Raw genomic sequence first — 26596 nt, forward strand, 5'->3', positions numbered from 1 at the left:
CCCATGAACCTGAACATTCAAAGCTTCAGGGATGCATGGCCAACTTATTTTTTTATCGGGATAAAGCAGCTTCAGGTAAATCATACGTGATGGAAGAAACCTTCCAAGCACCTTCTTCTTCACTTAATACTACAACTTCGATGCCGCTTTTGGTTGAAACAGGACCCTCTTCCATATTCGCCCTTTCTTCATACACATACCATGTTCCATCTATGTATTTAGCCCTTGTAGATTCATCATACTGAAAAAATGGTATATAATGCGAGGCGAAATCAGAGCCGAATGTAATATAACCTCCGTCTACCTCATATAGATTTTCACTCATAAAGCTTGCTGTAAGATCCTTTGTGAGGTATTTTGAAAGCTTTTTTTCAATCTCCTTTTTCGACTGCGGTTGTTCAGCTAATGAAACTTGTGTATGAAATGCGTCTCTTACAAGATTCACTGCATGTTCTTTTGTGAATTCTGATGCTTGTGTCTGACCGACTTGTCCAGAAGCAGCTGTAATGAGACCTACTATTATTAATAATAACCATACCTTTTTCTTTTTCACGTGCTTCCCCTCCCTTAATCACTTGATGAAATAATTGTAGCAACGGAAAAATGTCGATAGGGTACCATTCATTCGTTAAATCGTAACAATGACTGACATATTTTTTGGTTTGGTTGTAAATTTCCCCCTGTTCCTGGCGGTTAAACACCATAACCAATGGTACATTTAACCAAAAAAGGATGCTGCATGAATTTCATGCAGCATCCTCCGTATTTTATGCTAAATAGCGAATAGACCAATAAATAATGAATAACGCAATCAGGATGGTCCCGATCAGGATAGACAAAAACACGGGATTGCGAATGTACGGGTGCTCCTTTACCACGTCGGGAATATCTGTATCAAAATCACCTTTCAACCGCTTCTCCTGACCGGCCAATCTATAGGTATACACAAGAGAATAACCGGCAACCGCCAGCACAATCAAGGCAAGCACAATCATAAAAATACTCATTACAGCCCCTCCTTACAAAATGTACTTAAGGATAATTTGTCCTAACAAGTCAGAGCTATACAAGAAAAGCGAAGGCGGCTTGCTCAGAGGCGACAAGCATAAGGCGAAGCAACCGGAAAGGCGCTTTTTGCCTTTTTGGTTGCTTCGCCTTATGACCTCGAGCCTCTAGCCGCCGGAGCTGGACAATCAAAAAGCGGAGGCGGCTCGCTCAGAGGCGGCAAGCATAAGGTGAGGCACCCGGAAACCTTTTAAAAAAGCAAACCGTCCTCTTCAAATAAAAAGTCATATGAAAGATCCATAAAGAGATAATGATCATTTCCAAAAGGATAGGAATATGTGCGGATGGATTCCCCCGAATCGATGTCACTATAAATATCAGATAATAGACCCTTTTTATTGATCCTCATGCGAATGATATTTTCCAGAAAATACGGTCTCCAACTCCAATTCTTGCCTTTGTATCCTGGTTCGACCAGCCATTTTTGATCCGATTTCACTACATTACTCGTGATTTGGAATCCATTTTCATCACATATATATAAACGAAAGCATTTGTCCTTAAAATGCATGGCCAGCTCACATAAAAGATCATCGAACTCCAAGGTTTGTTTCTTTAACATCATCAATGTCTGACTGATTTCTTTATGCAGGACTTCCGCGAATTCATAGCCGGCTTCCAGATGCTTCTTTTCATATCGGATATAGTCCTGACATTTTCCTTTGAGCTTTTCTTTTAGGATGCCTTCTTCCAGAAAGGAGTCCGACGGGTGCTTTAAATAAAAACCCTGATAATATCTTCCCCCATTCAGCCAAGCAAACTGAAGTTGATAGTTGATTTCAATATTCTCGAATAATAGGGACGCGCCGATTTTTCGTGCAAGCATGGATAAACTATATAAAATATCTTTATACACCTTGTTCCCCGCATCATTGCGTAATTGATACAGATCGACTTTTAAGATATCGGGGGAATAATGGGAAAGCCTATCCAATTGACCACTGTTACCTCCAATATTATCGATGGCAATCTTGATACCATATGTCTTGTAATAGAGGAGAAGATGAACCAACTGATCAAAGTCCCCTACAAATGTTTTTTCAGACAGTTCAATGACAGTACGTTCCAAATCCAGTCCTTTTTTTTCATAATCCAATAGAAGCTCAAGAAAGGATTCACCGTGGTCATGCATAAGTAATCTTGCATCCCGGTTTAGAAAAATGCAGCCTTTTTGTTCCTCTCCTAAAAATTTCTCCAGGGCAAGACGAGTGACGCGCTCATCCACTTCAATCTTATATTCATCCGGTATCTCTTCATCCCCGAAGAACGGGCCGAGACTCTCCACGGTACCATTTCCCGCATCCATTCTCCCAAGTACCTCGTACCCGATGATTTTATGTTCATCCGCACTGAAGATCGGTTGAAAGTACGGAATCACTTTTTCTATATTAGTTAATATCTCTAATGCATCCATTCGCACTCCCCCACCATCACTCATGTTTTTGCATAATTATAACACAACTTATAAGAAGAACTGAAAAATTCAAAAAGCCTTCCCTGCTCTGCCACATGGACATTAAAAGGGAAGGTTTTATCAAGTTTCATTTAGGTTACCCTTTCATTTGATGATCAAAAGGGAAAGGGATTCAGCCATTGGCCACCATCCATGGTAATACACTCTCCGTTAATATAGGCTGCTTTTTCCGAGGCAAGGAAATAGGCAAGTCCAGCGATTTCTTCAGGTGTCCCCAACCGTTTTAAAGGCACACTGTCGATAGTCCTTTTCGCTGCTTCCTCTGAAATCCAAAGTTTTTCTGCTCCACCGGTTCGTTCAATAGGTCCCGGAGCAATCGCATTTGTACGTATACCGTATTTATGTCCCCATTCAACTGCGAGGGTTCTCGTCAATGATAGAACCCCTGCTTTAGCTGCTGCCGAATGAGCGACACCTGCCCCTGCATTCCAAGCATAAGTGGCAACCATGTTGATGATTGATCCCTTTTGATCATTTTCAATCCAATAGTTCCCGACGGCATGTGAACATAGGAAAGTTCCATTTAGAACGATGTCTATGACGGACTTCCATCCATTAGGAGTAAGCTTTTCTACAGGACAGATAAAGTTCCCTGCGGCATTGTTAATGAGTACGTCGATTTTACCGAATTTCTCTGCCGTAAATTCGACCATGGCCTTAACATGCTCCTGCTCCCTTACATCCATTTGAAACACCTCGATATTTCCTTTAAGAGATGAAAACTCATCTTTCACCGCCTGAAGCCGTTCATCATTCCTTCCCGTGACGACAACGCTCGCACCGGTTTCCACGAAGTGCTTCGCCATATATTTCCCCATCCCATTTGATCCGCCTGTTACAATGACTACTTGCTTTTCTCCCATATGTAATCCCCCTTAGTAATGAATGAATACTCACTCATATATTATCATATAAAAAGAGGTTACAACCATCAATAAAGAAAAAAAGACTGATTTTTAAGAAAATGGCATTTTCTTAAAAATCAGTCCCTAAAACTAACTATCCGGATTATTCACGATGAGATCATGTAACTGTGCTATGGCCTTGATGATCGTCTTATTTCTCTTATATCCTTTTGCTTCAACTGAAACATCATTATATGAAACAACTACCTGACCTAAAGATCGAGGAGATTTAAAGCCGAATACATACACTTTAATCGTTCCTCTTTCGGTAGGGAGAAAGAGGATTTCCATACGTTTTGTCTTTTTCATAATCCCTCTCCTTTGTAGAGCATTCGGAACCTTGATTCATATCAAGAGCAAATACAGTATTATATATGAATCTTTTACTCTCCTCTTTTTAAAATAAGTCATAGGAATTACTCTGTCAAACATTCAGCAGGAACCTCCGTTGTTCATTTATGGTGTAATGATCATGAATACGTTTTCTGCATCATTACATAAGGACAAATTGTTTCTCCTCGATTTCTTGTGCGTTTATCGGTTTACTAAAGAAATAACCTTGGGCCTTCTGGCACTTTGCTTCTTTCAAGAAGTCGACCTGAACCTCCTGCTCTACTCCCTCGGCAATGACTTCAAGTCCCAGACTATGTGCAAGGTGTATGATGGTCGTTGTAATGGCAGAGTCCTTTTGGCTCATCCCGATCTCTTTTACGAAGGATTGATCGATTTTCAAGATGTCTATGGGAAAACGTTTCAGATAATGAAGTGAAGAGTAGCCCGTTCCAAAGTCGTCGACAGAAATATACACCCCAAGATCTTTAAGGTTTTTCAGCATTCTCAATGTTTGTTGTGTATCTTGCATGGCTCCCTCTGTAATTTCAATTTCTATGCAGGAAGCAGGTATAGTATACATTTTCAAATAAAAATCAATCGTCTCTACTAAATGCTCCTGTAGGAATTGCTTTGGGGAAATGTTGATTGCCACTCTCACAGAACTATATCCCTTGTTTCTCCATTTCAACAATTGCATACATACCTGCTCCAATACCCATTCTCCTATTTGATGAATCAGCCCCGTTTCTTCTGCCAGTGGGATGAACTGTGATGGAGACACGAATCCAAACTTTCGATTGTTCCACCGGATCAACGCTTCGAAACTGTCAGTGATCCCTGTCGATAAATTGACCTGGGGCTGATAATGCACGTACAATTCACCTTTCTCTATCGCTTTTCTCAAGTGCGACTCCATAATAATATAATTAGGAAAACTTGATTTCATATGGATCTGATAAAAACGATAATGGGCACGCCCTTTTTCCTTCACCTCAAACAGGGCCTGTGCCGCTTTTTGAATCAGGGAATTGGAGTCGTAACCATCAGCAGGGTAACGGCTGATTCCGATAGATGGGGATATGTAGAATTCCTGGTTCTCCATTGTAAAAGGGTCGATAAACAAAGCCAGGATTTCTTTTGCCTTTGTCTTTGTATCTTCATAATTACTATTTTTCAAAAGGAAGATAAATTCATCACCCCCTTGCCTGTACAACAAACATTCTTCGTTCGTCAAGGTGCAGAGGCGGTCGGTAATTTTCTTAAGAAACCGGTCTCCCCCCTTCAGTCCAAGCGTATCGTTCACAAATTTAAACCGGTCTAAATCCAGGTATAATAATGAAAGCTCAACTCCCCTTTCTTCCATATTGTGAATGATGAGGGGGATGTGATCATCCAGTGCCTTCCTGTTCCAAATGCCTGTTAACTGATCATGTAGGGCCATATAATGGATGGTTTCATTTTGTTCATGGTGGGTGGTCATATCCTTCACAATGATATAGCATCCGTCACATTTTTCTTGAACTACAATTGGGATCATTTTCAACCTGGTGATCTTTTCTTCTCCTTTTTCATTCACCAGAAGACAATCATCGATTGAAGTCGGAACTCCAGATAATGTTTGAAAAAGGGATTCCCCCAAGACTTCATTATTCCTAGGGTTGAATAACTCATAGATATTCATGTTGATTAACTTTTCTTTTGTATATCCGGAAAGAGAACAACAGGCTCCATTTGAACCTGTAATGATTCCATTCGAGTCCAATATAAAGATGGCATCGAGATTATGTTCGATGATGGATTTGTATCGTTCCTTCGCTTTCTCCAATTCCACCTTTTCTTCAATTGAAGATGTTATATCTCTTGTAATCGCTACGACATAACCCATTTGTCCTTCTTCATCCAGGATTGGTGTCAGGATGGATTCGTTTACTACCTTCTCACCATTTACATAAAAAGAATCCCGGTAGCTGATACAATCTCCCGTTTGGACCAATTGTAAATATCTCTTCTTTAATTCCAACGCCATTCCTACAGGCATCACTTCCTCCAAAAAAAGCCCCATGTCTTCCTTCTGGATTGACGTATACCTCCTTGCCGATTCATTGACGTATACATATCTGAATTCTTTTCCTTCTTCTACCTTCATAATAAAAATCATATCGTGTATATGCTCTAGAATAATTTCCTTCAACACGGTGTCAAAGAAATCATGACCTTGGTTCATGATGGGGTTACCGTCTGTCCATTCCATGGATTCTTCATCCTTTTGTACTCATATATTTATCAGCATCATACATACTGATTCCAACCCACAGGGTCCTTGATTATTTTCCTGCATTCGTGACTAAATATTAATTTCTGTTTTATAGTATGTGCCGCATACCTATCCCTTCCTCAAGCCCAATCTATTTGAGACAGGCGCACAGATTGAACACGAACCATAGACTAAATATAGAGAGAGGAGGTTTTTTCATTTATGTATCGACAATCATACTACCCATATAGAGGCTATCCACCATATAGAGGAGAAGATCAGCGTTTCTTCCCATTCTTTGGATTACCATTTTTAGCAGGTGGATTAGCAGGTTTGGCCATCAGCCCTTTCCTGTTCAATAGACCATGCTACGGTCCTGCATGCTACCCGCCTTATCCGCCATACGGAGGATACCCATATCCTGGAGGTTATCCACAACCCTATGGCGTTAACAATTACCAATCCTCACCGTATAATCTTACGGAGAATATCAATATATACCCCGGAAAATAACAACAAGGCTCACCTAAAAAATGTAACGCTTACATTATTTAGGTAGAGCCTTAATGACGACTTCATAATAGATTCCACCTCTTCTGGAATATAAACCCATACAGACATTTATGCATGTCTTTATCCGAAAATGATACCCCGTCCCCTTTCCAATCATAGGAAAAGAGGGTATAATAGAAAAGAATACATTAGAAAGGAGCAGATAACTTGAGAAACACTAGTAATCCCACCCCTTCTTCCACATCCGTCAGTACCCTCTCTCAAGCTATTTTCACTGTCAATCGTCATGCGAAAACAGCAGGAAACCCAAAATACTTATATTCATTAAAAAAACGTGCCTTAATGAAAATGATCCAAGAAGGTAAGGCGAAGAAAGTTGGGCTTCACTTCTCTAAAAATCCAAGGAATAGTCAGCAACAATCTGATGTTTTAGTTGATTGCGGAGAATACACCTTTCATCTCCCCCCAACAAAGGAAGACTTCAAAGAACTTCCACATATGGGTTCACTGGATGAAAGCTTGAGAAATCCAAAGTGTAAAATGGGTTTACAACAGGCTAAAAGAATCCTCGAACAATATACAGGAATGTCCGATCACAGCGATCAGATACGCAAAAGCGGAAAAAACCAGTATCAAAAGCCTGTATTTAAAAAATTGGGAGATAGCTTCTTTTAATATCCATAGATTTTAGTACAGTAAGGCATATATCTTCTAAAGGGTTTTGACTGACGTCAGAACCCTTTCTTTAGTTTCAGCAGTTATAGGATGTATTGATCGATCTTTAGAATAAGCTCTGCAATCTCAGGTTTGCTGATTTGATCCTCGGCCCCCACCATTTCTCCTTTATGTCTTAAATCATTCGTAATAAGGGATGAGAATATGATGACGGGGAGTGCCTGGAGCTTGGGATGTTCTTTAATACGCTTCGTCAAATGATGACCATCCATCTGTGGCATTTCAATATCAGTCAGAACAAGTTGTACAGATTCTGTGACGTCAATGGACTCCTCGCCAAGTGACTCCAGGTATTGATAGGCATCCGCCCCGTTCTCAAAGAATTCTACGTCGTCATACCCTGCTTCCATTAATGTGTCATTCAGAAGTTTTCGAAGTAAGGGCGAGTCCTCCGCAGCAACGATTCTCTTATTTCTTCTCTCCCGCGATCCTAATTTCTTTACCTGGTCGACCCGAATTCCTGTCTCGGGATTTATTTCAAGCATGATACTCTCGAAATCCAACAGCAGAATCATCGAGTCATTCCGCTTGATTACACCTATAATTCCTGAATGTACCCCTGAATACATATCAGAAGGCTTTTCAATCTGATTCCAGGATATGCGATGAATCTGGGTGACATTATGTACATGGAATATCACCTTTTGCTGATTGAACTCAGCAACAATATACTTGGACTTTTCCGTTTCCTCATCTTCAACGCCGAGTACCCTGGCCATGTCAACAACCGGAAGTACCTCGCCTCTCAATTGGACGAGTCCCTTGACATGGGGGTGTGAATGGGGAATCGGTATAACCGTCGTCGGCTGTATAATCTCCTTTACTTTAATGACATTAATACCAAATTTATTATTTTGAATTTCGAATTCCACAATTTCAAGCTCATTCGTCCCACTTTCAAGAAGTATTCCGTTTGATTGATTCAATTGTCTTCGCCCTTCCATACATTATTGCTCTCTCTTCTTATATCGAACAATTACCGAACTTCTTTACATTTCTTTTGCTGTTTTCTTAAACATTGTTGTTATTTTAAGGCTATTTTCGTATACATTGTTGCTTTTGGATGTAGCGAATGGCGGTTGATTGCACCGAGTGGTGCTCGCTTTCCGCGGGGCGGGAGTATAGCCTCTCCCTCTCGACCACATCGATTGACAGAGCATGCAGTAACCTACACACACTCGTTGACTTGCATTAAATCATGTTATGTTTTCCCGCGTAAAATTTAACACAGGAATCCATACTAAGATAAGGAGGTGTAGATATGAACAATCGATGGGATACCGACAGCAAAAGACTGCCTGATTACGATGATATAAGCGAACACATCCTGCCTGCTCAGAATACTCTTCCTCTTATTGCTCTTGGAAAGAACGCAGAAGGCAAGGATGAACCGGATGAACTTTCTTATATAGAGGGTAAAATGAGCAGGAATCAGGGAGAAGATGGACCAAGTTCTTAGCATGTCCACGTAAAAAAGCGATTGATCTCACTACCATCAATCGCTTTATCTCTTATACTCCACGCTTATTTCCCCATATAAGGGTATGAAGTTGCGGAAGTACACGCACGTTATTTAGTTCTTCTCTACTACATACTTTTTCTATGAGTGTTTCATAATCAATGAGCAATTCTGACACCAGTTTTCCTGTGTCACCTTCCGTTACAGAAGGATTTCCCGTTTGAATATAAAACGGGACGGCAGGATAGCGATGATGTATACCGGTGGCATATTCCAAATCCTTATCGTTGAAGACAACCACTTTCAAGCTGAATTGAGAGCCATGATCATGCAAGCGTTGAATGATATGGTCAAGCTTTTCATAGTCGGTCTTCATTCCCGAGCTTGGCGGCTTTGGTGAAAAGGTAAGATCACTAATATCATAAAACCAATCCTGCCAGCGGCTTCCTTGGGTTTCAAGGGCTGTTTCAATGTCATTTTTCTTCAAGATGTCAATAAGCTCTTTCAGATTAGCTAATAGAGCTGGATTCCCCCCTGAGATCGTTACATGAGAGAATCGATCTTCTCCAATGTCCCGCAGTTTATCCCACACTTCTTCGGCTGTCATAAGCATGATGTCCTCTTTGGCTGATCCATCCCATGTAAAGGCTGAATCACACCAGGCACAACTGTAATCACAACCAGCTGTACGAACGAACATCGTTTTCTGTCCTATGACCATCCCTTCGCCTTGAATGGTCGGACCAAACACTTCTAAAACGGGAATCTTTTTCATACCCGTTTCCCCCTTGGTCTATAAATACAATAGCTTGTTGGTGTCTCTCTTAAAAAAACCTGAAGACACTGAGGTCGGTGGGACAATGTGTTTAAATGCTCCTGAATGATTTCCCATATTACTTTGGCCATGACTTCAGTTGTAGGGAATACATCTTGATTGGATGAAAACATACGATCTTCATTGATCAACGAATGATCGAATCGTTTATGAATCAGTTTTTTGATATGTTGAAAATTAATAAGGAATCCTGAGTCATCGAGTTGATCTCCCCCAATTGTAATATTGGCAAAATACGTATGACCATGAATCTCTTGACAACCCCCTGCATCAGGATGTGGAATATAGTGTGCTGCGGCAAAATGAATATCTTTATTTAATTCATATTCATAAGGATGATCGGGAGTCGGATAAATCTGTTGAATCATTTGCCCTCTCCTCCTTTTTCACCATTTACATATTCATCTAATCCCTTTTGCCTCAGTTCACAAGCCGGACATTCACCGCATCCCCTACCCTTTACTCCATTGTAGCATGTAAGGGTATTCTCCTGGATATATTGAAAAGCCCCTAGATCGTCCGCCATTTCCCACGTCTCAGCTTTAGTGATCCACATAAGCGGTGTATGAATCACAAATTGGTCATCCATGGAAAGATTGAGGGATACATTCAAGGATTTAACAAAAATATCCCTGCAGTCCGGATAGCCGCTAAAATCGGTTTCGCATACACCCGTTACGATATGCTTCGCTCCGAGCTGCTTTGCCAGAATCCCGGCAAATGACAAGAATAGCAGGTTTCTTCCCGGAACAAAGGTAGATGGCCATTTCCCTTCTGTTTGGGTGATTTCTTCATCTGTCCTTGTCAACGCACTCGGTGCAAGTTGGTTCAATAAACTCATATCCAATATATGATGAGGGACCTGCAAATCCTCTGCAATCTCTCGTGCACAGTCCAGTTCCGCAACATGTCTCTGACCATAGTTAAATGTCACTGCTTCTACTTCTTTAAATGTTTTCTTTGCCCAAAATAAACACGTTGTACTATCTTGCCCCCCGCTGAATACCACTAACGCTTTCTCTGTGTTCATATATGGTTCTCCTTTCTTTTTTACAGGCTATTGCCGTGAAAAGAAGAAAGAGATTCTTTTAGACCCTATAATATCGGCAGTAGAATTGCCACTAACAAAAAATAACGACACCTAAGGATGCCGTTTTCCTTAGTTTTTTATAGAGGGTTGTGCTAGAACCTCTCGGGAATCGTCTTCTTCCCAATTCTTCTTCTATTGTCCTCCACCAATATAACGTTTTTCCACAAAAAAATCTACATTTTCGAACCAATTTTATCTTAATGCCTTCAAAGATCAGTTGCAGGATTCTTTATCACTCCTCATAATGAAAAAGGATAACAACGATTTGGAGGGTATGCCATGTTTGCTGACATGTTGAATTTCATTCAAGAAGTGGATAAATTAAAAACAATCAACCGTCGAACATATGTAAGTGATGGGAGCAGAAGAGAAAATAGTGGTGAACATTCCTGGCATGTATGTGTGATGGCCATGACCTTATTTGAAGTGTATGAAAGAAGGGAGAAAACAGACCTTTTTACTTCCATTCAAATGCTGCTTCTACATGATATCGTGGAAATCGATGCAGGGGATACTTATGCCTTTGATGTCAGTGGCTATGAAGACAAGCGGGAAAGGGAGGTACGGGCTGCCGAGAGAATCTTTGGGATCCTGCCTGAAGATACAAGAGACAAATACAGGTCTCTTTGGGAGGAGTTTGAAGAGGGAAAGACAAATGAGGCTCTATATGCATCAATCATTGACCATATTCAGCCCCTTCTTCTTAATGTATCGACTCAAGGAAAATCATGGTTGGAACATCATATTCATGCCCGTCAAGTACTAAACAGAAATCAATGGATTAACGACATTTCCCCACAAATTTATTCCCAGATAAGTGAATGGGTGCGAATTGGCATTGAAAAAGGATGGCTTATAAAGGACTAAAAGCATGGACAAGGGGGAGGCCATCCGGGATCCCCTTGTATGCACAGATCATTTCAATCGAAGCAGTCTTCTCCGCTTTCTTCGCTTTTTTGTGCTGAACCTGAGCCACCCTATTTTCATAAAGAAACCGAACATGATCAATGCGATAAGTCCCATGACCCCAAGAACGATGAAATATCCACTTCGTTCATCCAGTTCCGGCATATAGACAAAGTTCATACCATATAAACCTGCAATAAATGTAAGGGGCATGAAAATCGTCGTTATGACAGTCAGGGTCATCATTATATTATTCATTTTATCCGAATTGATGGAAAGGTAATTATCACGGATATCAGATGAAAATTCACGATAAGACTCAAGCATTTCCACGAGCTTTATTAAATGGTCATACACATCATTGAAGTATAGCTGTTCTTCTTTCAATGCATTTAGTCTTCCTGAATTGCTTATTCTATACAATAGATCCCTCATTGGCACAAGGGTTCGTCTGAGCTTGGACATATCATGGCGAATATCAAATAATTCATCCATTAAATCACTATCGGCTTCTTCGTTCGTGTTGTCCTCAATGGTATTGAGGCGATCCTCAATCTTATAGATTAGCGGGAAATATTCATCCACTAATCGGTCAACGATTCCATGCATGATCTTAAACGGACTAAGCTGTTCCCCTTCCTCCTTCACTTCCTCCCATAAATGGTTTAATTCATTGACGTTCTGTTTATGGAAAGTGACGATGAAGCTCGAATTCACAAACATATTCACCTCATGGGAATCATGGGTTTTAGGATTGATTCCGTGCATAAGGACAAATATATACTGTTCATAAAAATCGAGCTTTGGACGCTGACTGAAATCGTCCAAACAATCCTCGATGGCAAGGGGGTGAAATCTGAAATATAATTTAAGTAACCGGATATCTTTGCTGGTAGGCTCTGAAAAGTCCACCCAGTACCATTTCACATCTTTTTCTTTAATTCTGGATAAGGGTACATCACATTGAATGTCCCCATTTTCCTTTATTATACTCGTTCGAATCATATGGCTCTCCCTAACTGACTTTTTTCGTTTTATAACCTTTCCCTTTTTCTCTGCCATTCAAACAAAAGCACTACGTAAAAACTCAAATTAATGTTAGAATATGATTCAAATTGTTAAAGAAGGTGTACATATTGGAACAGCTTATTAACCCATTGGTCAGGGACATTCAAATTTCAGGAATACGAAGATTTTTCAACATGGTTGAGGGTATCGACGACATGATTTCACTAACCATCGGTCAACCCGATTTCCCCACCCCCCAGCATATTAAAGATGCCGGAAAAAAAGCGATAGATAATAATTTCACAACGTACACCCACAATGCAGGATTCCTTGAATTGCGTGAAGCTGCTGCTTCCTTCGTCAATGAAAAATACAATATACATTATGACCCGAGATCCGAAGTCATAGTCACAAATGGGGCCTCCCAGGGAATCGATGTGATTCTTCGTACGATTCTTTGCCAAGGAGATGATTGTCTTCTTCCAGGACCTGTTTATCCAGGATATGAACCCATTATTAAACTTTGCGGGGCAAATCCGGTCCATGTTGATATTACTCAAAATGAATTTAAATTAGATGCCTCTCTTATTGAAAAGAGCTTGACCCCATCAACCAAATGCATCATCATTCCTTACCCTTCCAACCCAACGGGGGTGAGCTTATCAAAGGAAGAATTGAAAGAGATTGCCGATTTACTTAGAAACCGGAAAATCTTTGTGTTGGCTGATGAAATCTACAGTGAACTTACCTTTGACGGTGTACATCATTCCCTTGCTGAATATTTAAGAGAGCAAACAATTGTCATAAACGGTTTATCAAAATCACATAGTATGACCGGGTGGCGGATCGGTCTTATTTTTGCTCCAGAAGCCATTTCCAGACATCTCCTGAAGGTTCACCAATATAATGTGTCCTGTGCTTCTTCCATATCGCAAAAAGCAGCGTATGAAGCTTTGACCATAGGGAAGAATGATGCGAAGGAAATGAAGGTTGAATATTGGAAGCGGAGGGACTATGTATATGAGCGATTAGTTCAAATGGGCTTTGAAGGTGTAGTCCGGCCACACGGAGCCTTTTACTTTTTCGTGAAAATCCCAGATGCACTACGTTTGAGCTCTTTTGATTTCTCCCTTGCCCTCGCCAGGGAGAAAAAAGTCGCCGTCGTACCCGGAGATGCCTTCTCAAATCTCGGTGAAGGATACTTCCGTCTTTCTTACGCCTGTTCCATGGATCAACTGACAGAAGGACTCAACCGACTTCAGGACTTCATCCAAAAATAAGAGGGACGGACCTTTTCAAGGTCCGTCCCTCTCCTTAAATTACCTTTTATATTCACCATTATTTTTTCGGGCTTTTTCTTTTTTTCCTTTATCACTGTGGATTTTATTTGTTGAAGCACTGCACTCATTTGCAAATTCTGAATTGAGCTTTGAAGGATGGAATCCTTTTTCATTTTTTGTGGTGGATCACTCTTTTTTGTTCTCTTCGCCATCGTTCATCCACCCCTTCTGTTGTAGTGCTGATTATCGTAAGAATCAGCATATGTTATTATTCATCGCAGGATTTGTCCTATTCTATTAACGATGATAAAACAAAAAAAGAACCAGCTCATAAAATTGAACTGGTTCAAAAAAAAAGGAAAAGGGGGTGTTAGTGAGAAATTAATCTCCAATTTCATGCTTAGTTATAGAATACCCGCTTTTACAACTGGTAAACCTTCCTTTGATCTTTTTTTTGAATTTTTTAAGATAATTACTTTATACCCTCAAGCACAGTATTTATAAAAAAGTTATTTTAGTAAAACACTTTAAAAAAGCGCTTTCATAAAGTATAATAAACAAGTGAATTCTTCGAAATGAGGTGCTGTCATGTATAGAAAGGAACAGTATGTCTTCAAGGACGACCATATACATAGAACCGTTATCAGAAATTGGGGGGAACCCTTTTAAAAAGAATTATATCCCTTAAAAATAAAAAAAGGATTGAAAGAACGATACGTTCCTTCAATCCACTAAAAAGGGGGAAATGAGAATAAAAGGCCCAAAGGGTGTGCCTCATCCTTATTCTTCAAAGATATAATACCCTTATTTCCACCTTTTAAACCTTTATTTACTCCATTGATGTCGCTTTTTTCACTAAAGAAATAACCGCATCATTGGTGTCTAATTGCAGTGCTTGTTCTGCGAGTTCTTTCATTTCAGCAGTGTTTAGCTGTTTGATTTGAGAACGGGCACGCAAAATGGAAGTGGCACTCATTGAGAACTCATCCAATCCTAATCCCAGAAGGATCGGTACAGCAATCTCATCTCCAGCCATTTCTCCGCACATACCGGCCCATTTCCCTTCTTTATGAGCCGCGTCAATCACCATTTTCACAAGGCGTAAAATGGCAGAATTGTACGGTTGATATAAGTAGGAAACGCGTTCGTTCATGCGGTCTGCAGCCATTGTGTACTGAATCAGATCATTTGTCCCAATCGAGAAGAAATCAACTTCTTTGGCAAATACATCTGCCAAGACAGCAGTCGATGGGATTTCTACCATGATCCCCACTTCAATATGTTCAGCTACGTTTGTCCCATTTTCAAGTAGAGCTTTTTTCTCTTCTTCAAGGATGGCTTTCGCTTCTCTGAACTCTTGAAGGTTTGAAATCATCGGGAACATGATTTTCAGGTTTCCAAACGGACTTGCCTTTAAAAGCGCTCTAAGCTGAGTACGGAAAATATCCTGCTCATCCAAACATAGACGGATTGCACGATACCCCAGGAACGGATTCATTTCTTTAGGCAGATTCAAGTAAGGAAGTTCCTTATCTCCACCTATATCAAGAGTACGAACCACAACAGGTTTCCCTTCCATACCCTCTAATACAGCCTTATAAGCCTCATATTGTTCGTCTTCAGAAGGTAATTCGTCACGACCCATGTATAGGAATTCTGTACGATACAGACCTACACCTTCTCCGCCGTGATTTTTAACCCCTTCAAGATCTTTTGGTGTCCCGATGTTAGCAGCAAGTTCAACATGCTCTCCATCCTTGGATACCGTTGGCTCGTTTACAAGCTTCGCCCATTCAGCCTTTTGTTCTTCATAACGGGCGTGCTCTTTCTTATACGCTTCAATGACTTCCGGAGTCGGATTAATATGTACTTCTCCATTTAATCCGTCTACGATGATCATGTCACCATTTTCAACAGAGGAAGTAATGGATTTTGTTCCCACTACAGCTGGAATCTCCATTGAACGGGCCATAATGGCCGAGTGAGAAGTTCTTCCACCGATATCTGTTGTGAATCCTTTTACAAATTCACGGTTCAGCTGCGCCGTGTCAGAAGGTGTCAAATCCTCTGCAATTACAATGACCTCTTCTGTCACCATGCTTGGGTTCGCGATTTGCACACCCAGCAAGTGTGAAAGAACACGTTTTGTCACGTCGCGAATATCAGCCGCACGTTCTTTCATGTATTCATTGTCCATGGATTCAAACATGGAAACGAACATATCCGCGGTTTCTTTAAGAGCGTATTCAGCGTTTACATTTTCTGATTTGATTTTGTCTTCAATAGGTGTCAATAATTCTGGATCGCTTAAGACAAGAAGGTGCGCTTCGAAGATTTGGGCTTTATCCTCACCTAAATCAACTCTTGCTTTATCACGAATCGCTTCAAGCTCTGATTTTGACGTGGCAATGGCTTCCAGGAAGCGTGTTACTTCCTCTTCAGCATTGTCTACGCTTTTCTTTTCAAAGCTTAAGTCAGGTTCAACTAAACGGTACGCTTTCGCGATGGCAATGCCATTCGATGCCGCAATTCCTTTTAAAAGACTTGACATTACTCAGCTAAACCTTCTTTGTTCAATGTTTCTTGCAGGCTGTTTAAAGCCTCTTCTTCGTCACTACCTTCAGTAATGATTGTAATTTCTGCACCTTTACCAACACCTAAAGACATAACACCCATGATTGATTTTAAGTTTACTTTCTTTTCTTTGTATTCTAGATGTACATCGCTGTCGAATTTGCTTGCCGTTTGAACTAGAAGCGTTGCCGGACGAGCATGAATTCCTGTTTCAGCTGTAACTGTAAATGTTTTTTGTGCCATGTGAATCGACTCCTTAATTTATCTTGTTTTTGGTTGCTTCATAAAAGTAATGGATTATGAAGAAAACGTCAACTATTTCTAGTGATTAATCCATTTTTCCTATAAAGCTGTTCAATAAAAAAGAATAGCATGCCATGAAGAGATACACAATTGTAAAGCTTGTTTTTTTTAGTATTTCATAAATTTGCCACTGTTATGAACCTATTTATGTAAAAAATTGATGATGTTCCAAATGGAACCATGAAAAAAACCAACCCTTTTAGAATCCATTTTAATTAGTGATGGAGTCCTTAGTATGAGTCAGTTTCTACATTGACATACTATTCTTTTGTTATCGGGTCCCTTTTTATCTTCACGAGATTGTAGCCGATCTTAGCTTTGATGACAGTTCCTTTCAAAGTCGTCTCGTGATCCTCTGAGGTGTTTGTGTAGACATTCACCAGGTCACAGATACATCGTGAAAACAATTCTGAGAGCTGCTTTAATTCCTGAACGTTCCTTTCTTCGTCCTTCATCAATTCTTCCATAACATCCAATGCCAGGCTTTTTACGCGAAGAGCCTGCTCTGTCTCATATTTCATATAGAACTCTCCCCTTACTATTATTCTTCCTCTAGCATATGCCCTGGAAAATAGATTAGAACGGAAATGCTATGTAATACGAGCCTAAATATTTAACACTGCGCCCTTGGTGAATCATCGCTTATATCCTAATAGGATAAAAAGAACCACCGTTAACGCTACACTCCCCACAATGCCTAACAAAATGGCTATTTGATATTCAATGGCAACGGGAGCTAATTCGTGATAGGATCTGACCGGTCATCTCGTAAATGGAATAACATAGAAGGTTCCTCCTCATATTGGAATAAAAATTCAAATAGCTGATGACAGGCCAGTCGCACCTGTATACACCAGCTTCTCCTATTAATCTTCCTTATCTGTCAATTCGTTGATATAAATGTCTATTAGATCCGTAAATTTTTCGACTTCATCATCATCAGGTGCAAGTTGTCCATATCTTACACGTTCATACACTGTGAAGAATTGTTCTGTTCCACGAAGGCTAATTCTGTTGAACCACGATTGAACATTCTCATTCGGGTGTCTTCCTGCCCCATTCATAAGGGCTTCTTTTTCAAGTTTTTCCATTGATAACCTAATAACATCTCTTGCTTTTGAATAAGAAATAGGTTGTTTATTGCTTTCTTCAAGTGGAGTAATGATGTTTTGAGTCGTCATGGTGTAAGAATTTCTTTCTCCATCAGGAATATGAAGGGATTTCTTTCGTTTCTTAATCAAATAAATGACCACAAACAAGACTAATAGGACTAGCAGAGCCTCGTCCAACCAGGAAAATGATATTCCCTGGCTTAGCTCGTACGTTTGAGTCTCATCGATATTCTGCTTTTCAAGTTCATTTCCTGTACTCTTTTCAGCATCACTCGAAAACATGTTCATGATTAAGTCTCTTAATTTTAATAGTTGATCATAAATCGGGTTCACCAGGAGGGAGAATACCAAAAATACTTTTTCGGCTCCCCAATAGATCCCTCTACTTGCCAATGAGCTGAACATTGCCAGTGCAGCACCTGCTACTATTACTAAAAACCACAGTCCCACTGGTTTGAAGAGCATTTTCCCCTGGCCTTGGCCTGATTTCACATCACTGAGCATCCTTTGAATTGGGGTGAGAGTGATGATGATCGAAAATAAGATAAACAGCAGTCCGTAAATGATATAAGCATTTCCCATATCCCTCATCGAACCTGTCAACAGTGAACTCGAAGCTATACATAAAAAGATAAGGATAGATCCACTGTCCACTTCAATGGAGGCATCTTTATTCTGCAGATAGGTCGTGGTTCTCCAATGTAGAAAAAACAGTGCACACACCATCACCCACCATGAAGCTGAGAAGAAGTAGATACTCAACCCTAGAGAGATAAGTAAAGCCCCTAACAATAGGTGGTATATGGTTTGATTCATCTTGCTTAGTGCGACGGAGACCATTATGATCACGTATGTCATGACAAAAGCCGGGACGTAGCTGCTTACTATCACTTCTTTCTGAAAGATATATGTGATGGCCAGCAAGGAAAATAACACATCTATTCCCACTAACAGCCCCAATTTAATCAGGAGCATTTGTTTATGTTTGGTCAGGAAGGTACTTTCAGCGAACGATTCCATAAAGTGACGACTCCTTGTTTTTGTTCTACATTCAACTTGAAAACTTGTATTTTTTGTTTCTCTATATTTGATAATAAAGATTCTTCCCGCTTTTCCATGACACCTGCTACGATAAAGATGGAAGGCACTAACTGACGAATGTAGAGAGATTTAAGAACAATATGGAATGGGACGGTAAACTCATCTGTTGAAAGGGCAGATAAGAGCTCCATGCCTCTTTGCCTGTGAATCCTCCCTATTCCCGGCGGGAGGTAATAATAAGGTGTCCTTCCCTGGGACCTTACATTTAGAACAAGTGAGAAAGTGATGTTTTGTTCTACTGCAATCTGCATCATATAGGACGTATACTTTATTATTTCTTCCAATTGATTGGTGATCGCATAACGATCGGAAATGTTGATGGCTATCATCCACTCTTTTTGGGTTGACGGTGCGTAGATCTTTGTTTGAAGGCTTCCGGTCCGGGCCGTTGCCTTCCAGTGAACGTCTTGGAACCGGTCTCCTTGAACGTAGTCTCTCGTCCCTATTTGGTGAAAGACATCATGAAATAATGAATGTTGAATAGGGACGTCTCCCTGCTTCCATGTAAGCTGTTGTCCCGCCATTCTAACAGGGGAATTTGCAGGAAATACGATAATAGTGGACGGGACATGATCAAGTAAATCCAATAGTACCTTTCCACTTCCGAATAAGTGAGGGATTTCCAACTGCATCTTGGTGATTCTGCAGAGCCCTCTCCTTTTTCCTATAATTGGTACGGAGATGATTCCTTCATCGTTTTTACGGATGGAAAAGGGAATAGATACTTCAATATTGTCCCCCACTCCAGTCGAGTACGGGTACCCCTTGGGAATGACTATATCTTTAAACGTGACCTTTAAAGTCGCCCCCCAAATCGATATGCCTGTGTTCTGGATCTGAAATTCCCACTTCTGCTCCTCATCAGCGTGGAGCTTTAGTCTTTTCATGGTTCTTCCAATACTGATACCTTCCCCGACTTTCAACATATACCATTGATGAACCCTGAAATAGAGCATCATCAACAGAAAAATACCCAACCCAACATAGGATTGAACATAAAAACTTGCTGCACCGACAATGACGAGGAGTACTAGGGTCATGGGTATGTATGGATCTTCAACTACCTCCCGTTTCCACCTCACTAAGCCTGCCCCGCTTCAACAGGGGTAACAGCCATCTCTACGATCTGTCCGATGACTTCCTCTGGCGTTCTGGTAAGTGATGATTCTATTGTTAATTGAATACGATGCTGAAGAACATAAGGAGCAACCTCTACAATATCCTGAGGCTTTACATAATCCCTGCCATCGAGGAAGGCTTTAGCCTGGGAAGCCTTGAGAAGTGCCAGGCTTGCTCGAGGACTTGCTCCAACCTCCACCCATTCATGCTCCCGTGTCCCCCTCGTAATTTGAAGAATATAGGTTTCGATATCCTCAGACACATGGACTTCTTTGACCAGCCGGGACAATGATTGAAGCTCTTCGAGACCCATAACTTTATTTACTGTACTCAAGGGTTCCGATGATTTAAATCGGTTCAAAATCCCTCTTTCCTCTTCAAAATCAGGATATGTAAACGGTATCTTTAATAAAAACCTGTCTAACTGTGCAGCAGGTAGTGGAAATGTCCCTTGTTGGGATTCGATGGGATTCTGGGTGGCCACCACGATGAAAGGAGGGGCTAACGGAACAGTCTCTCCATCTATCGTAATCTGCTTTTCTTCCATTACCTCCAAGAGACTCGCCTGGGTTCTCGGAGTGGCCCTGTTGATTTCATCTGCCAGTAAGACGTTCGTTACGACAGGGCCTGTCCTTAATTCAAATTCCTGGGTTTTTGGATTAAAAAACTGTATACCCGTTACATCGCTGGGTAACACGTCAGGTGTGAACTGAATTCTTTTGAAAGCTCCATCAATGCAGTGACTGAATGTCTTGGCGAGCAATGTTTTACCAGTACCCGGCACACTTTCCAACAGAACATGTCCTTCTTGAAGTAATGCAATCATCAAAAGGTCAATCTCTTTGTCTTTACCCACTAATACTTTATTCATTTCTTCCTTAATTAAGGCCAATCCACACATTCTTTTTCCCCCTAATTTGCATAAAAAAAATTTAATTTAATTTTCTAACAATATCCTATTCTTATTTTACCATAACTCTTTGTTAAATTATCCCTTTTCCCCCAAAAAAACCGACCACTCTTTGAGCAGTGAGTGGTCGGTTTTGTTCTCCATAAATCAATCTTTACAAATGTTTATTCTATTTCTTGAACGGAGCTTACACTCTTCCCATATTCTAGAAATAAAAAAGAAGGAGTGTAATAAAGAAATGGTTGTCAGCTTATTATTTGTCCTGTTTATCGGTCTCATTAATATTGTTGTGTTAAGACGGGGATAAGAGCCTTTATCCTGGTTCCATCATGCCATTAATGCTTATAAATCATCTTTCGTGTCATGCCGCCATCCACTACCAGATTCTCTCCCGTAATGAAATCATTTTCACGGTTGGCAAGGAATAAGCACGCCCTTGCAATGTCGTGAGGTTTCCCTACCCTGCCGGACGGATGCTGCTCATGATCTATGTCCCTCAAGGAAGCGTAATCCTTTGTTTGAATCCACCCAGGACTAATGGAATTGACCCGAATCCCCACTTCGCTGAGGGTGATGGCAAGTGAATGAGTCAGACTGACAATTCCGCCTTTGGTCGCTGAGTACGCCTCTGTATCCGGTTCAGCCATTGAAGCTCTTGTGGAAGCCATATTTATGATGGATCCTCCACGACCCTTCATTAACTCGGCTGCTTCCCGGCTGCAATAAAATACACTGCTTAAGTTAGCTGCTAAAATCTCGTTCCAATCCTCAGGCTTCATCTCCCAAAATGACATGAATCTTGACACACCAGCATTATTTATCAAAACATCGACCACACCGTGTTCTTCCTTGATCATCGTGAACACCTCTTTCACCTGATGGGGTACCCCTACGTTCACTTCATGAAAGCGAGTGCTATATCCGTCAGCATTAAGCCTTCTGGAAAGTTCCCTCCCCTTTTCTTCATCCATATCCAGGAATTCCACAATAGCACCTTGCTTTGAAAATTCTTCAACGAGGGTTTTCCCTATTCCGTTGGCCCCACCCGTAATGCATACAATATTTCCTTTCAATCTCAACACTCCCTTAAATTTCATTACTTCTATATAGGAAGGATACCCTTTCCAAAAGCTGACCAATCGTCATGAATAAAATTGAAAAAGGTTAACCTGCTGAAATCCCCTTGATGTAAGGATAGGGGATATCATAGGTTAACCTTTTATTTTTTAATTCTATTTATTGAATAATCTTTCTTTGTCTTGTCTTTTTAGAATCAATTCGTTGATGAATATTGATTAAGGCATCCAGCTCTTCACTCAGTTGAATGGTTGTTGGACTTCCCAACCCAAAACCAATACCCGACTGAATCATTTTCGTGCGTACGACTTCAATTTGTGTGGCTATTGTACCGTTCATCAACTTCACCTCTATTTCTTTTCTCTATTTTACTATTAAGTCTACATAGAGAAAAGGGAAAGGTACTTACGTTTCCAGATCGATTAGATCTGTACGTTATTTAGCAAATCGATGCTTTCCTATCGTCAACAGAGTTTCCCTGCTTGTAATCCAGTCACTTGTAGAGGTTACAGGATTATAGAAGAATAAAGATCCTTTCCCCTGTCCTCTGAAAGCCAGGGCTTCATCAACAGCCTCTTTGGACTCTTTTGAAGGTGCCTCGTTAATTTGTCCATTTTGTACGGGTGAAAATGCATAATGTCCATTAGAAACCTGATAGATGACGTTTTTAATAGAGTCAGGGAATTCTTTAGAATCCACCCTGTTTAATACAACCGTTGCGACTGCAACCTTACCTGCATAGGGTTCACCTTTTGCTTCTGCATGAACAAGTTTCGCAAGCAACTCCCGATCTTGTGCGGTTACATCACTGTCAGGAATAACGATTGATTGACCAGGATATATTTCATTTGATTTAAGATCATTTTCTTTTTTAAGTTGGATGACGGATACGGATTTCTCCTTACCAATATCCCAGAGGGACTCATCCTCTTCTACAGTGTGCACTCCCCCTGCAGCAAACGTTTGAGAAGAGACTGTAACAAAAGAAAGTGCAGCAATTCCTATCATTAAGCTTTTCTTCATCATACCTCTACCTCCTAATAAGTGTTCACAAATAAGATAACAATGAATAAGGAGGATTTCAGCAGGTAATGGTTACCACCGAGCGTTCAAGCCTTAATACTAAATACAGGAGCGGCCTCATATACTGATCGTAATCGAGGAACGAGCAGTGAGTGTTTGAAACAAAAAAAAGTGGGTTTCCCCACTCTTTTAACTTCTTTGTGTATCTAAATAATGAAAGAGGATATCTCCACCCTGCCGGGCTATTCCCCGAAAATGTTTAAAATCTTCTTGTTTGACCAATATCGCTCGAAAAGCGAGGAAGTCTTCTTTCAACACACTTATTTCATCAATTTCTCTTGTACGCAATAATCGCAGCTGCTCAAGAATCTCTCTTTCACTCATAACCAAACCTCCATTCTTACTATGACTATTGTAATTTCAAATGGTCAATCATCACAAGTCATAAATTTTAAACGAAATTGTTAGAAAACTCTTTACCTTTCCATAACTTTCCGTCAAAATATTAGTAATTGTTTGTAGAATTTTGGAAAAAAGGAGCGACATCTGATGAAAAAAGCAGAAATTGGGAATGTGATTGAATTTAAAGAAGGGTTAAAAGGAATCGTCGAAAAAGTGAATGAGAATTCAGTGATTGTCGATTTAACTTATATGAAAAATTATCGAGAGCTCGAGTTGGAGGAAAAGACCGTAGTGAATCACAAGAATTATAAAATTGTAAAGGCCTGATGAAAAATATTCCCTGATAAGGCGGAGGAGTTTCCTCCCCTATTTTTTTGAGTACTGAAACGAAAAGGTTTACGTTATCAGCTTTGAGGATATTCTTATAGCATACTGTTTATAAGGTGGATCCCTTGAGATGAATGTAAATATACATATTTTTAATAAAGCACAAAAAAGCTTTTGGTTTATCCCATTTTTATTCTCCATGATATCTTTATTGCTTTCTCTTCTCACTTTTTATTTTGATTGGTGGTTGAGTCAGCATGACTATCCCATATTCCCTAAAGTGTTGTTCTCAAATTTCAACCTATCCATGACGATCATCAGCACCATTGCTTCATCCATCATGACCATGACGACCATTACCTTTTCAACCATAATGGTTGTCCTTACCACGTTTCTGTCCCAGTATTCACCTAGGACTTTACAGAATTTCATCAACGACCGACCCACTCAACGTGTGCTTGCCATTTTTGTTTCGGGCGTTGTGTACTGTATTACATTGCTGGTTCTTCTTAAAGATGAATCAGGTCAAGAATTATATATTTCATCAGCATTTGCCGGAATCGTTGCGGTAATTTGTCTATTTGTCTTTGTTTATTTTGTCCATCATGTATCTAATTGGGTGAAGGTTAGTAATTTAATCCATAACATTACGATCAAGACAAATAAGAAAATTGATAATAGTTATTTATACAGAAGAAACGCCATTCAAGATGAGCCGTCGACTTTCAATGAATCGTTCTTTAGTGAGACCGAGCCCGTTACGATGTATAGTGAAGCATCTGGATATCTTCAACAAATCGATATAGAAGGAATGATCAAGAAAGCGGAAAAGGATAAGAGTATCGTCCGGATGGTTAAGACACCTGGTGAATACTTACTTGAAGGAACCCCCGTCATGACCATCTGGACAACAAAAGAGGATATAGATGGGGAAGATTATCTTAGCTACCTTATACTTGGCCCTGATAAGGAACCTATGGAAGATATAGAACTGGGAATCCGGAAGCTTGTGGAAATAGCCTTAAGGGCCATTTCCCCAGCCATCAATGATCCAAATACAGCGAAGAACTGCATCGAAGAGATTGGAATCATCCTATCGAAGCTCGCCAAACACAAACTTCCAGGCTCTTACTTGACAGATGATGAAAATCAGGTTCGAATCATATTAGAACAACCCACCTTTGTCGATCATCTATACAAGAGCTTTTATCAATTAAGGCATTACGGGAAACAGGATGTTTCCATCATTGCAGAAATCCTCCGCTCCTTGAGAATGATTGGTGAAAACAATAGCGAAGAAACACAGAAAATGGTATGGACCTTTAAAGATTATATCTTGGAAGGGATCGACTATGACAGCCTACAGAACCTTGATATTCAGTACATCATGAGACATCTTGATCAACTGGCCGAGGCATGCGGGAAAAGTGATTGGGATAAAGACGAAGTCCGAAATAAATACTTTCCTGAATCATACAAGACAGAGGACGCATATCAACATGATCAAGGGTCGTGAATCTAAGCGAATAAAAAAACGGATGCCGTCAAGCATCCGTTTTTTGTTATTGTTTTTCTTTTTTGACTTCTGAAAGCTCCTTAAACGAAGGAACTTTACCGTGCGGATGTTGCTCTTCTTTCCTTACATTCCACTGTCTTTCTTTTTCATGTTTGGACTGTGTCATGATTGCCACCCCTTTTCAATATTTACTCTCTCTTAACATTGGCAGCTTACACATTTTTTACTCTTTTGAATGATTATTTATTCGGTTTCATCCAAAGTAGAATGATGAATAACAAGCTCATGTACCCAAACAGAGGGTACAGATAGGATAAAAGTTCGCTATATTCAAAAAAGCTCAAAGAATATATCATCAAAAAAATACCGGTGAAAGTTATCAATGACGACCCCTTCCAATAATTGCTCAATTGCTTCTCAAGACCAAACACGCCTCCAATGACAGATGTAAAAATCTCACCATAAATAATGAGGATATAAACAAAGTAAAAGCCGGATACAAATGATTTCATCACCACGGCCATAGGAATCTGGTACTCGGTAACGTTCGGAATCAACACCAGGGTAATATGACTGGATATTAGGATAAGCGTCAAAAAAAATCCTCCAAGATATCCCCCATATTTAATGATTTCCCTATCCTTCACTTCTCCGGCAACAGGAACGAGAACAGCCTGTGCCATGGCAAGATTGAAGGCTACATAAGAAAAAGGGGCCACAACCGATTTCCAGCCATCTTCAGCATGAGGGATCATCAAAAATGCGTCTAAAAATGCTGCGTGGCGAACAGAATACACCATCAGAAACAGATTAAAGAAAATCATAAGGGGGACGACAAACGTATTCACAGCAAATAATCCTTTAATTCCCACCATCATTGTGAAAAAGCCCAAAGCGATGGTAAGCAGAATGCCCAATTGCTTGGATAATAGGAGCTGCTCCTGGAAAACGGCCCCTGCCCCTGAAAGCATAACAGCTGAAACGCCAATCAGCATGATCATCATGACAATATTCATGATTCTTGCAAACCATTTCCCGAATAAGTATTCGTTAAATTCTTCGAAAGACTTGGCTTTGATATCATGGGATTTCAGCATGATCTTCGTACCCATGGTAATGAATAAGTATCCGCTCAGTAAAATGGCAATAAACCCTACAAAGCCAAACCTGGTGAAAAACTCGACGATTTCCCTCCCCGTGGCAAAGCCGGCTCCTATGACAGTTCCTACATATACCGCTGCTATCTGAAACGATCCAGCAATTTTTTTCATCCCA

The 26596-nt window shown here is 40.3% G+C and carries 30 protein-coding genes, 1 pseudogene and 1 riboswitch; of the genes and pseudogenes, 7 read left to right on the forward strand and 24 right to left on the reverse strand.

The genetic code is table 11. The features are described from left to right. Nucleotides 1-52 precede the first annotated feature (52 nt). From JI667_RS05720 to JI667_RS05745, 6 genes are all read right to left on the reverse strand, one after another. Nucleotides 53-553, reverse strand: coding sequence for a DUF3993 domain-containing protein (locus tag JI667_RS05720; RefSeq protein ID WP_206851095.1), 501 nt, complete (start codon nucleotides 551-553; stop codon nucleotides 53-55). A 214-nt stretch (nucleotides 554-767) separates the two neighbouring features. Next, nucleotides 768-1007, reverse strand: a complete 240-nt coding sequence (locus tag JI667_RS05725) for a hypothetical protein (protein WP_244668204.1) — start codon at nucleotides 1005-1007, stop codon at nucleotides 768-770. A gap of 248 nt (nucleotides 1008-1255) precedes the next feature. Beyond that, the gene (locus JI667_RS05730; RefSeq protein WP_206851096.1) at nucleotides 1256-2479 is read right to left on the reverse strand and encodes an EAL domain-containing protein; all 1224 of its coding nucleotides are present in this window, start codon (nucleotides 2477-2479) and stop codon (nucleotides 1256-1258) included. Between the two features lie 155 nt (nucleotides 2480-2634). Next, entirely contained in the window at nucleotides 2635-3402 is a 768-nt protein-coding gene (fadH, locus tag JI667_RS05735; protein WP_206851097.1) for a 2,4-dienoyl-CoA reductase, read from the reverse strand. Nucleotides 3403-3534: 132 nt separating this feature from the next. Continuing rightward, a complete protein-coding gene (locus JI667_RS05740) occupies nucleotides 3535-3753 on the reverse strand; it encodes a hypothetical protein (protein WP_206851098.1) in 219 nt (72 codons plus the stop codon). 184 nt (nucleotides 3754-3937) lie between these two features. Then, nucleotides 3938-6028, reverse strand: coding sequence for a sensor domain-containing protein (locus JI667_RS05745; protein WP_206851099.1), 2091 nt, complete (start codon nucleotides 6026-6028; stop codon nucleotides 3938-3940). Nucleotides 6029-6253: 225 nt separating this feature from the next. On the opposite strand from JI667_RS05745, the gene JI667_RS05750 reads away from it, so the two are divergent. Both JI667_RS05750 and JI667_RS05755 read left to right on the forward strand, forming a co-directional pair. After that, on the forward strand, nucleotides 6254-6544 hold the full coding sequence (locus JI667_RS05750; protein WP_206851100.1) for a hypothetical protein: 291 nt from the start codon (nucleotides 6254-6256) through the stop codon (nucleotides 6542-6544). Nucleotides 6545-6751: 207 nt separating this feature from the next. Continuing rightward, nucleotides 6752-7219, forward strand: coding sequence for a YkyB family protein (locus tag JI667_RS05755; RefSeq protein WP_206851101.1), 468 nt, complete (start codon nucleotides 6752-6754; stop codon nucleotides 7217-7219). 83 nt (nucleotides 7220-7302) lie between these two features. On the opposite strand, the gene JI667_RS05760 is transcribed toward JI667_RS05755, so the two are convergent. Continuing rightward, nucleotides 7303-8205, reverse strand: a complete 903-nt coding sequence (locus JI667_RS05760; protein WP_244668205.1) for a chemotaxis protein — start codon at nucleotides 8203-8205, stop codon at nucleotides 7303-7305. A gap of 335 nt (nucleotides 8206-8540) precedes the next feature. On the opposite strand from JI667_RS05760, the gene JI667_RS05765 reads away from it, so the two are divergent. Next, nucleotides 8541-8738, forward strand: coding sequence for a hypothetical protein (locus tag JI667_RS05765; RefSeq protein ID WP_206851103.1), 198 nt, complete (start codon nucleotides 8541-8543; stop codon nucleotides 8736-8738). A gap of 52 nt (nucleotides 8739-8790) precedes the next feature. On the opposite strand, the gene queE is transcribed toward JI667_RS05765, so the two are convergent. The 3 genes from queE to queC are packed head-to-tail and all read right to left on the reverse strand — an operon-like array spanning nucleotide 8791 to nucleotide 10603. Further along, on the reverse strand, nucleotides 8791-9513 hold the full coding sequence (gene queE / locus JI667_RS05770) for a 7-carboxy-7-deazaguanine synthase QueE (protein WP_206851104.1): 723 nt from the start codon (nucleotides 9511-9513) through the stop codon (nucleotides 8791-8793). Continuing rightward, nucleotides 9510-9941 (reverse strand): 6-pyruvoyl trahydropterin synthase family protein, encoded by a 432-nt coding sequence (locus tag JI667_RS05775; RefSeq protein WP_206851105.1) that lies wholly within the window; start codon nucleotides 9939-9941, stop codon nucleotides 9510-9512. Before JI667_RS05775 ends, queE begins: the two co-directional genes overlap by 4 nt. Beyond that, complete coding sequence (gene queC, locus JI667_RS05780; protein WP_206851106.1) at nucleotides 9938-10603, reverse strand: 7-cyano-7-deazaguanine synthase QueC; 666 nt, start codon at nucleotides 10601-10603, stop codon at nucleotides 9938-9940. Before queC ends, JI667_RS05775 begins: the two co-directional genes overlap by 4 nt. 123 nt (nucleotides 10604-10726) lie before the next feature. Then, nucleotides 10727-10771: riboswitch (PreQ1 riboswitch) on the reverse strand. Between the two features lie 171 nt (nucleotides 10772-10942). Here queC and JI667_RS05785 point away from each other — a divergent pair. After that, entirely contained in the window at nucleotides 10943-11530 is a 588-nt protein-coding gene (locus tag JI667_RS05785) for an HD domain-containing protein (protein ID WP_244668206.1), read from the forward strand. A 48-nt stretch (nucleotides 11531-11578) separates the two neighbouring features. On the opposite strand, the gene corA is transcribed toward JI667_RS05785, so the two are convergent. Further along, entirely contained in the window at nucleotides 11579-12574 is a 996-nt protein-coding gene (gene corA, locus JI667_RS05790; RefSeq protein ID WP_206851107.1) for a magnesium/cobalt transporter CorA, read from the reverse strand. Between the two features lie 131 nt (nucleotides 12575-12705). Here corA and JI667_RS05795 point away from each other — a divergent pair, with 131 nt between their 5' ends. Beyond that, entirely contained in the window at nucleotides 12706-13857 is a 1152-nt protein-coding gene (locus JI667_RS05795) for an aminotransferase A (protein WP_206851108.1), read from the forward strand. An 829-nt stretch (nucleotides 13858-14686) separates the two neighbouring features. On the opposite strand, the gene ptsP is transcribed toward JI667_RS05795, so the two are convergent. From ptsP to JI667_RS05850, 11 genes and pseudogenes are all read right to left on the reverse strand, one after another. Then, complete coding sequence (gene ptsP / locus JI667_RS05800; RefSeq protein ID WP_206851109.1) at nucleotides 14687-16408, reverse strand: phosphoenolpyruvate--protein phosphotransferase; 1722 nt, start codon at nucleotides 16406-16408, stop codon at nucleotides 14687-14689. Continuing rightward, nucleotides 16408-16674 (reverse strand): phosphocarrier protein HPr, encoded by a 267-nt coding sequence (locus JI667_RS05805; protein WP_034756145.1) that lies wholly within the window; start codon nucleotides 16672-16674, stop codon nucleotides 16408-16410. Before JI667_RS05805 ends, ptsP begins: the two co-directional genes overlap by 1 nt. Nucleotides 16675-16994: 320 nt before the next feature. Beyond that, entirely contained in the window at nucleotides 16995-17255 is a 261-nt protein-coding gene (locus JI667_RS05810; RefSeq protein ID WP_206851110.1) for a hypothetical protein, read from the reverse strand. Nucleotides 17256-17369: 114 nt separating this feature from the next. Beyond that, nucleotides 17370-17499 (reverse strand): annotated as a pseudogene (locus tag JI667_RS05815) (ABC transporter permease); the annotation flags it as partial. A 101-nt stretch (nucleotides 17500-17600) separates the two neighbouring features. After that, nucleotides 17601-18866 carry a hypothetical protein gene (locus tag JI667_RS05820; protein ID WP_206851111.1) on the reverse strand — a complete coding sequence of 422 codons (1266 nt, stop codon included), beginning with the start codon at nucleotides 18864-18866 and terminating at the stop codon, nucleotides 17601-17603. Next, nucleotides 18836-20029, reverse strand: coding sequence for a DUF58 domain-containing protein (locus JI667_RS23040; RefSeq protein WP_206851112.1), 1194 nt, complete (start codon nucleotides 20027-20029; stop codon nucleotides 18836-18838). The genes JI667_RS05820 and JI667_RS23040 overlap by 31 nt, the downstream gene beginning before the upstream one ends. Further along, complete coding sequence (locus JI667_RS05830; RefSeq protein ID WP_206851113.1) at nucleotides 20029-20967, reverse strand: AAA family ATPase; 939 nt, start codon at nucleotides 20965-20967, stop codon at nucleotides 20029-20031. The genes JI667_RS23040 and JI667_RS05830 overlap by 1 nt, the downstream gene beginning before the upstream one ends. Before the next feature lie 344 nt (nucleotides 20968-21311). Further along, nucleotides 21312-22055, reverse strand: a complete 744-nt coding sequence (locus tag JI667_RS05835) for an SDR family NAD(P)-dependent oxidoreductase (RefSeq protein ID WP_414635222.1) — start codon at nucleotides 22053-22055, stop codon at nucleotides 21312-21314. Between the two features lie 157 nt (nucleotides 22056-22212). Then, nucleotides 22213-22392, reverse strand: coding sequence for a Spo0E family sporulation regulatory protein-aspartic acid phosphatase (locus JI667_RS05840; protein WP_206851115.1), 180 nt, complete (start codon nucleotides 22390-22392; stop codon nucleotides 22213-22215). 96 nt (nucleotides 22393-22488) lie between these two features. Beyond that, complete coding sequence (locus JI667_RS05845; protein ID WP_306465438.1) at nucleotides 22489-23079, reverse strand: cell wall hydrolase; 591 nt, start codon at nucleotides 23077-23079, stop codon at nucleotides 22489-22491. Between the two features lie 186 nt (nucleotides 23080-23265). Beyond that, nucleotides 23266-23460, reverse strand: coding sequence for a hypothetical protein (locus tag JI667_RS05850; RefSeq protein ID WP_206851116.1), 195 nt, complete (start codon nucleotides 23458-23460; stop codon nucleotides 23266-23268). Between the two features lie 165 nt (nucleotides 23461-23625). On the opposite strand from JI667_RS05850, the gene JI667_RS05855 reads away from it, so the two are divergent. After that, nucleotides 23626-23805 (forward strand): YkvS family protein, encoded by a 180-nt coding sequence (locus JI667_RS05855; RefSeq protein WP_206851117.1) that lies wholly within the window; start codon nucleotides 23626-23628, stop codon nucleotides 23803-23805. Nucleotides 23806-23935: 130 nt separating this feature from the next. After that, nucleotides 23936-25321 (forward strand): DUF2254 domain-containing protein, encoded by a 1386-nt coding sequence (locus JI667_RS05860; RefSeq protein ID WP_206851118.1) that lies wholly within the window; start codon nucleotides 23936-23938, stop codon nucleotides 25319-25321. Nucleotides 25322-25367: 46 nt separating this feature from the next. Here JI667_RS05860 and JI667_RS22635 read toward each other — a convergent pair whose 3' ends face one another. Both JI667_RS22635 and JI667_RS05865 read right to left on the reverse strand, forming a co-directional pair. Next, nucleotides 25368-25487, reverse strand: coding sequence for a DUF6254 family protein (locus tag JI667_RS22635; RefSeq protein ID WP_244668207.1), 120 nt, complete (start codon nucleotides 25485-25487; stop codon nucleotides 25368-25370). A 73-nt stretch (nucleotides 25488-25560) separates the two neighbouring features. Continuing rightward, on the reverse strand, nucleotides 25561-26592 hold the full coding sequence (locus JI667_RS05865; protein ID WP_206851119.1) for a hypothetical protein: 1032 nt from the start codon (nucleotides 26590-26592) through the stop codon (nucleotides 25561-25563). Between the last annotated feature and the right edge of the window lie 4 nt (nucleotides 26593-26596).

Source organism: Bacillus sp. NTK074B (assembly GCF_017303375.1).
GTDB lineage: Bacteria > Bacillota > Bacilli > Bacillales > Bacillaceae_B > Rossellomorea.

What these genes read in the sequence shown, in the direction of transcription:
- JI667_RS05725 (WP_244668204.1), bottom strand. Translation starts at nt 1,007, where the DNA reads ATGAGTATTTTTATGATTGTGCTTGCCTTGATTGTGCTGGCGGTTGCC.
- JI667_RS05730 (WP_206851096.1), bottom strand. Translation starts at nt 2,479, where the DNA reads ATGGATGCATTAGAGATATTAACTAATATAGAAAAAGTGATTCCGTAC.
- fadH (WP_206851097.1), bottom strand. Translation starts at nt 3,402, where the DNA reads ATGGGAGAAAAGCAAGTAGTCATTGTAACAGGCGGATCAAATGGGATG.
- JI667_RS05740 (WP_206851098.1), bottom strand. Translation starts at nt 3,753, where the DNA reads ATGAAAAAGACAAAACGTATGGAAATCCTCTTTCTCCCTACCGAAAGA.
- JI667_RS05745 (WP_206851099.1), bottom strand. Translation starts at nt 6,028, where the DNA reads ATGGAATGGACAGACGGTAACCCCATCATGAACCAAGGTCATGATTTC.
- JI667_RS05750 (WP_206851100.1), top strand. Translation starts at nt 6,254, where the DNA reads ATGTATCGACAATCATACTACCCATATAGAGGCTATCCACCATATAGA.
- JI667_RS05765 (WP_206851103.1), top strand. Translation starts at nt 8,541, where the DNA reads ATGAACAATCGATGGGATACCGACAGCAAAAGACTGCCTGATTACGAT.
- queE (WP_206851104.1), bottom strand. Translation starts at nt 9,513, where the DNA reads ATGAAAAAGATTCCCGTTTTAGAAGTGTTTGGTCCGACCATTCAAGGC.
- JI667_RS05775 (WP_206851105.1), bottom strand. Translation starts at nt 9,941, where the DNA reads ATGATTCAACAGATTTATCCGACTCCCGATCATCCTTATGAATATGAA.
- queC (WP_206851106.1), bottom strand. Translation starts at nt 10,603, where the DNA reads ATGAACACAGAGAAAGCGTTAGTGGTATTCAGCGGGGGGCAAGATAGT.
- JI667_RS05785 (WP_244668206.1), top strand. Translation starts at nt 10,943, where the DNA reads ATGTTTGCTGACATGTTGAATTTCATTCAAGAAGTGGATAAATTAAAA.
- corA (WP_206851107.1), bottom strand. Translation starts at nt 12,574, where the DNA reads ATGATTCGAACGAGTATAATAAAGGAAAATGGGGACATTCAATGTGAT.
- ptsP (WP_206851109.1), bottom strand. Translation starts at nt 16,408, where the DNA reads ATGTCAAGTCTTTTAAAAGGAATTGCGGCATCGAATGGCATTGCCATC.
- JI667_RS05805 (WP_034756145.1), bottom strand. Translation starts at nt 16,674, where the DNA reads ATGGCACAAAAAACATTTACAGTTACAGCTGAAACAGGAATTCATGCT.
- JI667_RS05810 (WP_206851110.1), bottom strand. Translation starts at nt 17,255, where the DNA reads ATGAAATATGAGACAGAGCAGGCTCTTCGCGTAAAAAGCCTGGCATTG.
- JI667_RS05820 (WP_206851111.1), bottom strand. Translation starts at nt 18,866, where the DNA reads ATGGAATCGTTCGCTGAAAGTACCTTCCTGACCAAACATAAACAAATG.
- JI667_RS05830 (WP_206851113.1), bottom strand. Translation starts at nt 20,967, where the DNA reads ATGTGTGGATTGGCCTTAATTAAGGAAGAAATGAATAAAGTATTAGTG.
- JI667_RS05840 (WP_206851115.1), bottom strand. Translation starts at nt 22,392, where the DNA reads ATGAACGGTACAATAGCCACACAAATTGAAGTCGTACGCACGAAAATG.
- JI667_RS05845 (WP_306465438.1), bottom strand. Translation starts at nt 23,079, where the DNA reads ATGATGAAGAAAAGCTTAATGATAGGAATTGCTGCACTTTCTTTTGTT.
- JI667_RS05850 (WP_206851116.1), bottom strand. Translation starts at nt 23,460, where the DNA reads ATGAGTGAAAGAGAGATTCTTGAGCAGCTGCGATTATTGCGTACAAGA.
- JI667_RS05855 (WP_206851117.1), top strand. Translation starts at nt 23,626, where the DNA reads ATGAAAAAAGCAGAAATTGGGAATGTGATTGAATTTAAAGAAGGGTTA.
- JI667_RS05860 (WP_206851118.1), top strand. Translation starts at nt 23,936, where the DNA reads ATGAATGTAAATATACATATTTTTAATAAAGCACAAAAAAGCTTTTGG.
- JI667_RS22635 (WP_244668207.1), bottom strand. Translation starts at nt 25,487, where the DNA reads ATGACACAGTCCAAACATGAAAAAGAAAGACAGTGGAATGTAAGGAAA.
- JI667_RS05865 (WP_206851119.1), bottom strand. Translation starts at nt 26,592, where the DNA reads ATGAAAAAAATTGCTGGATCGTTTCAGATAGCAGCGGTATATGTAGGA.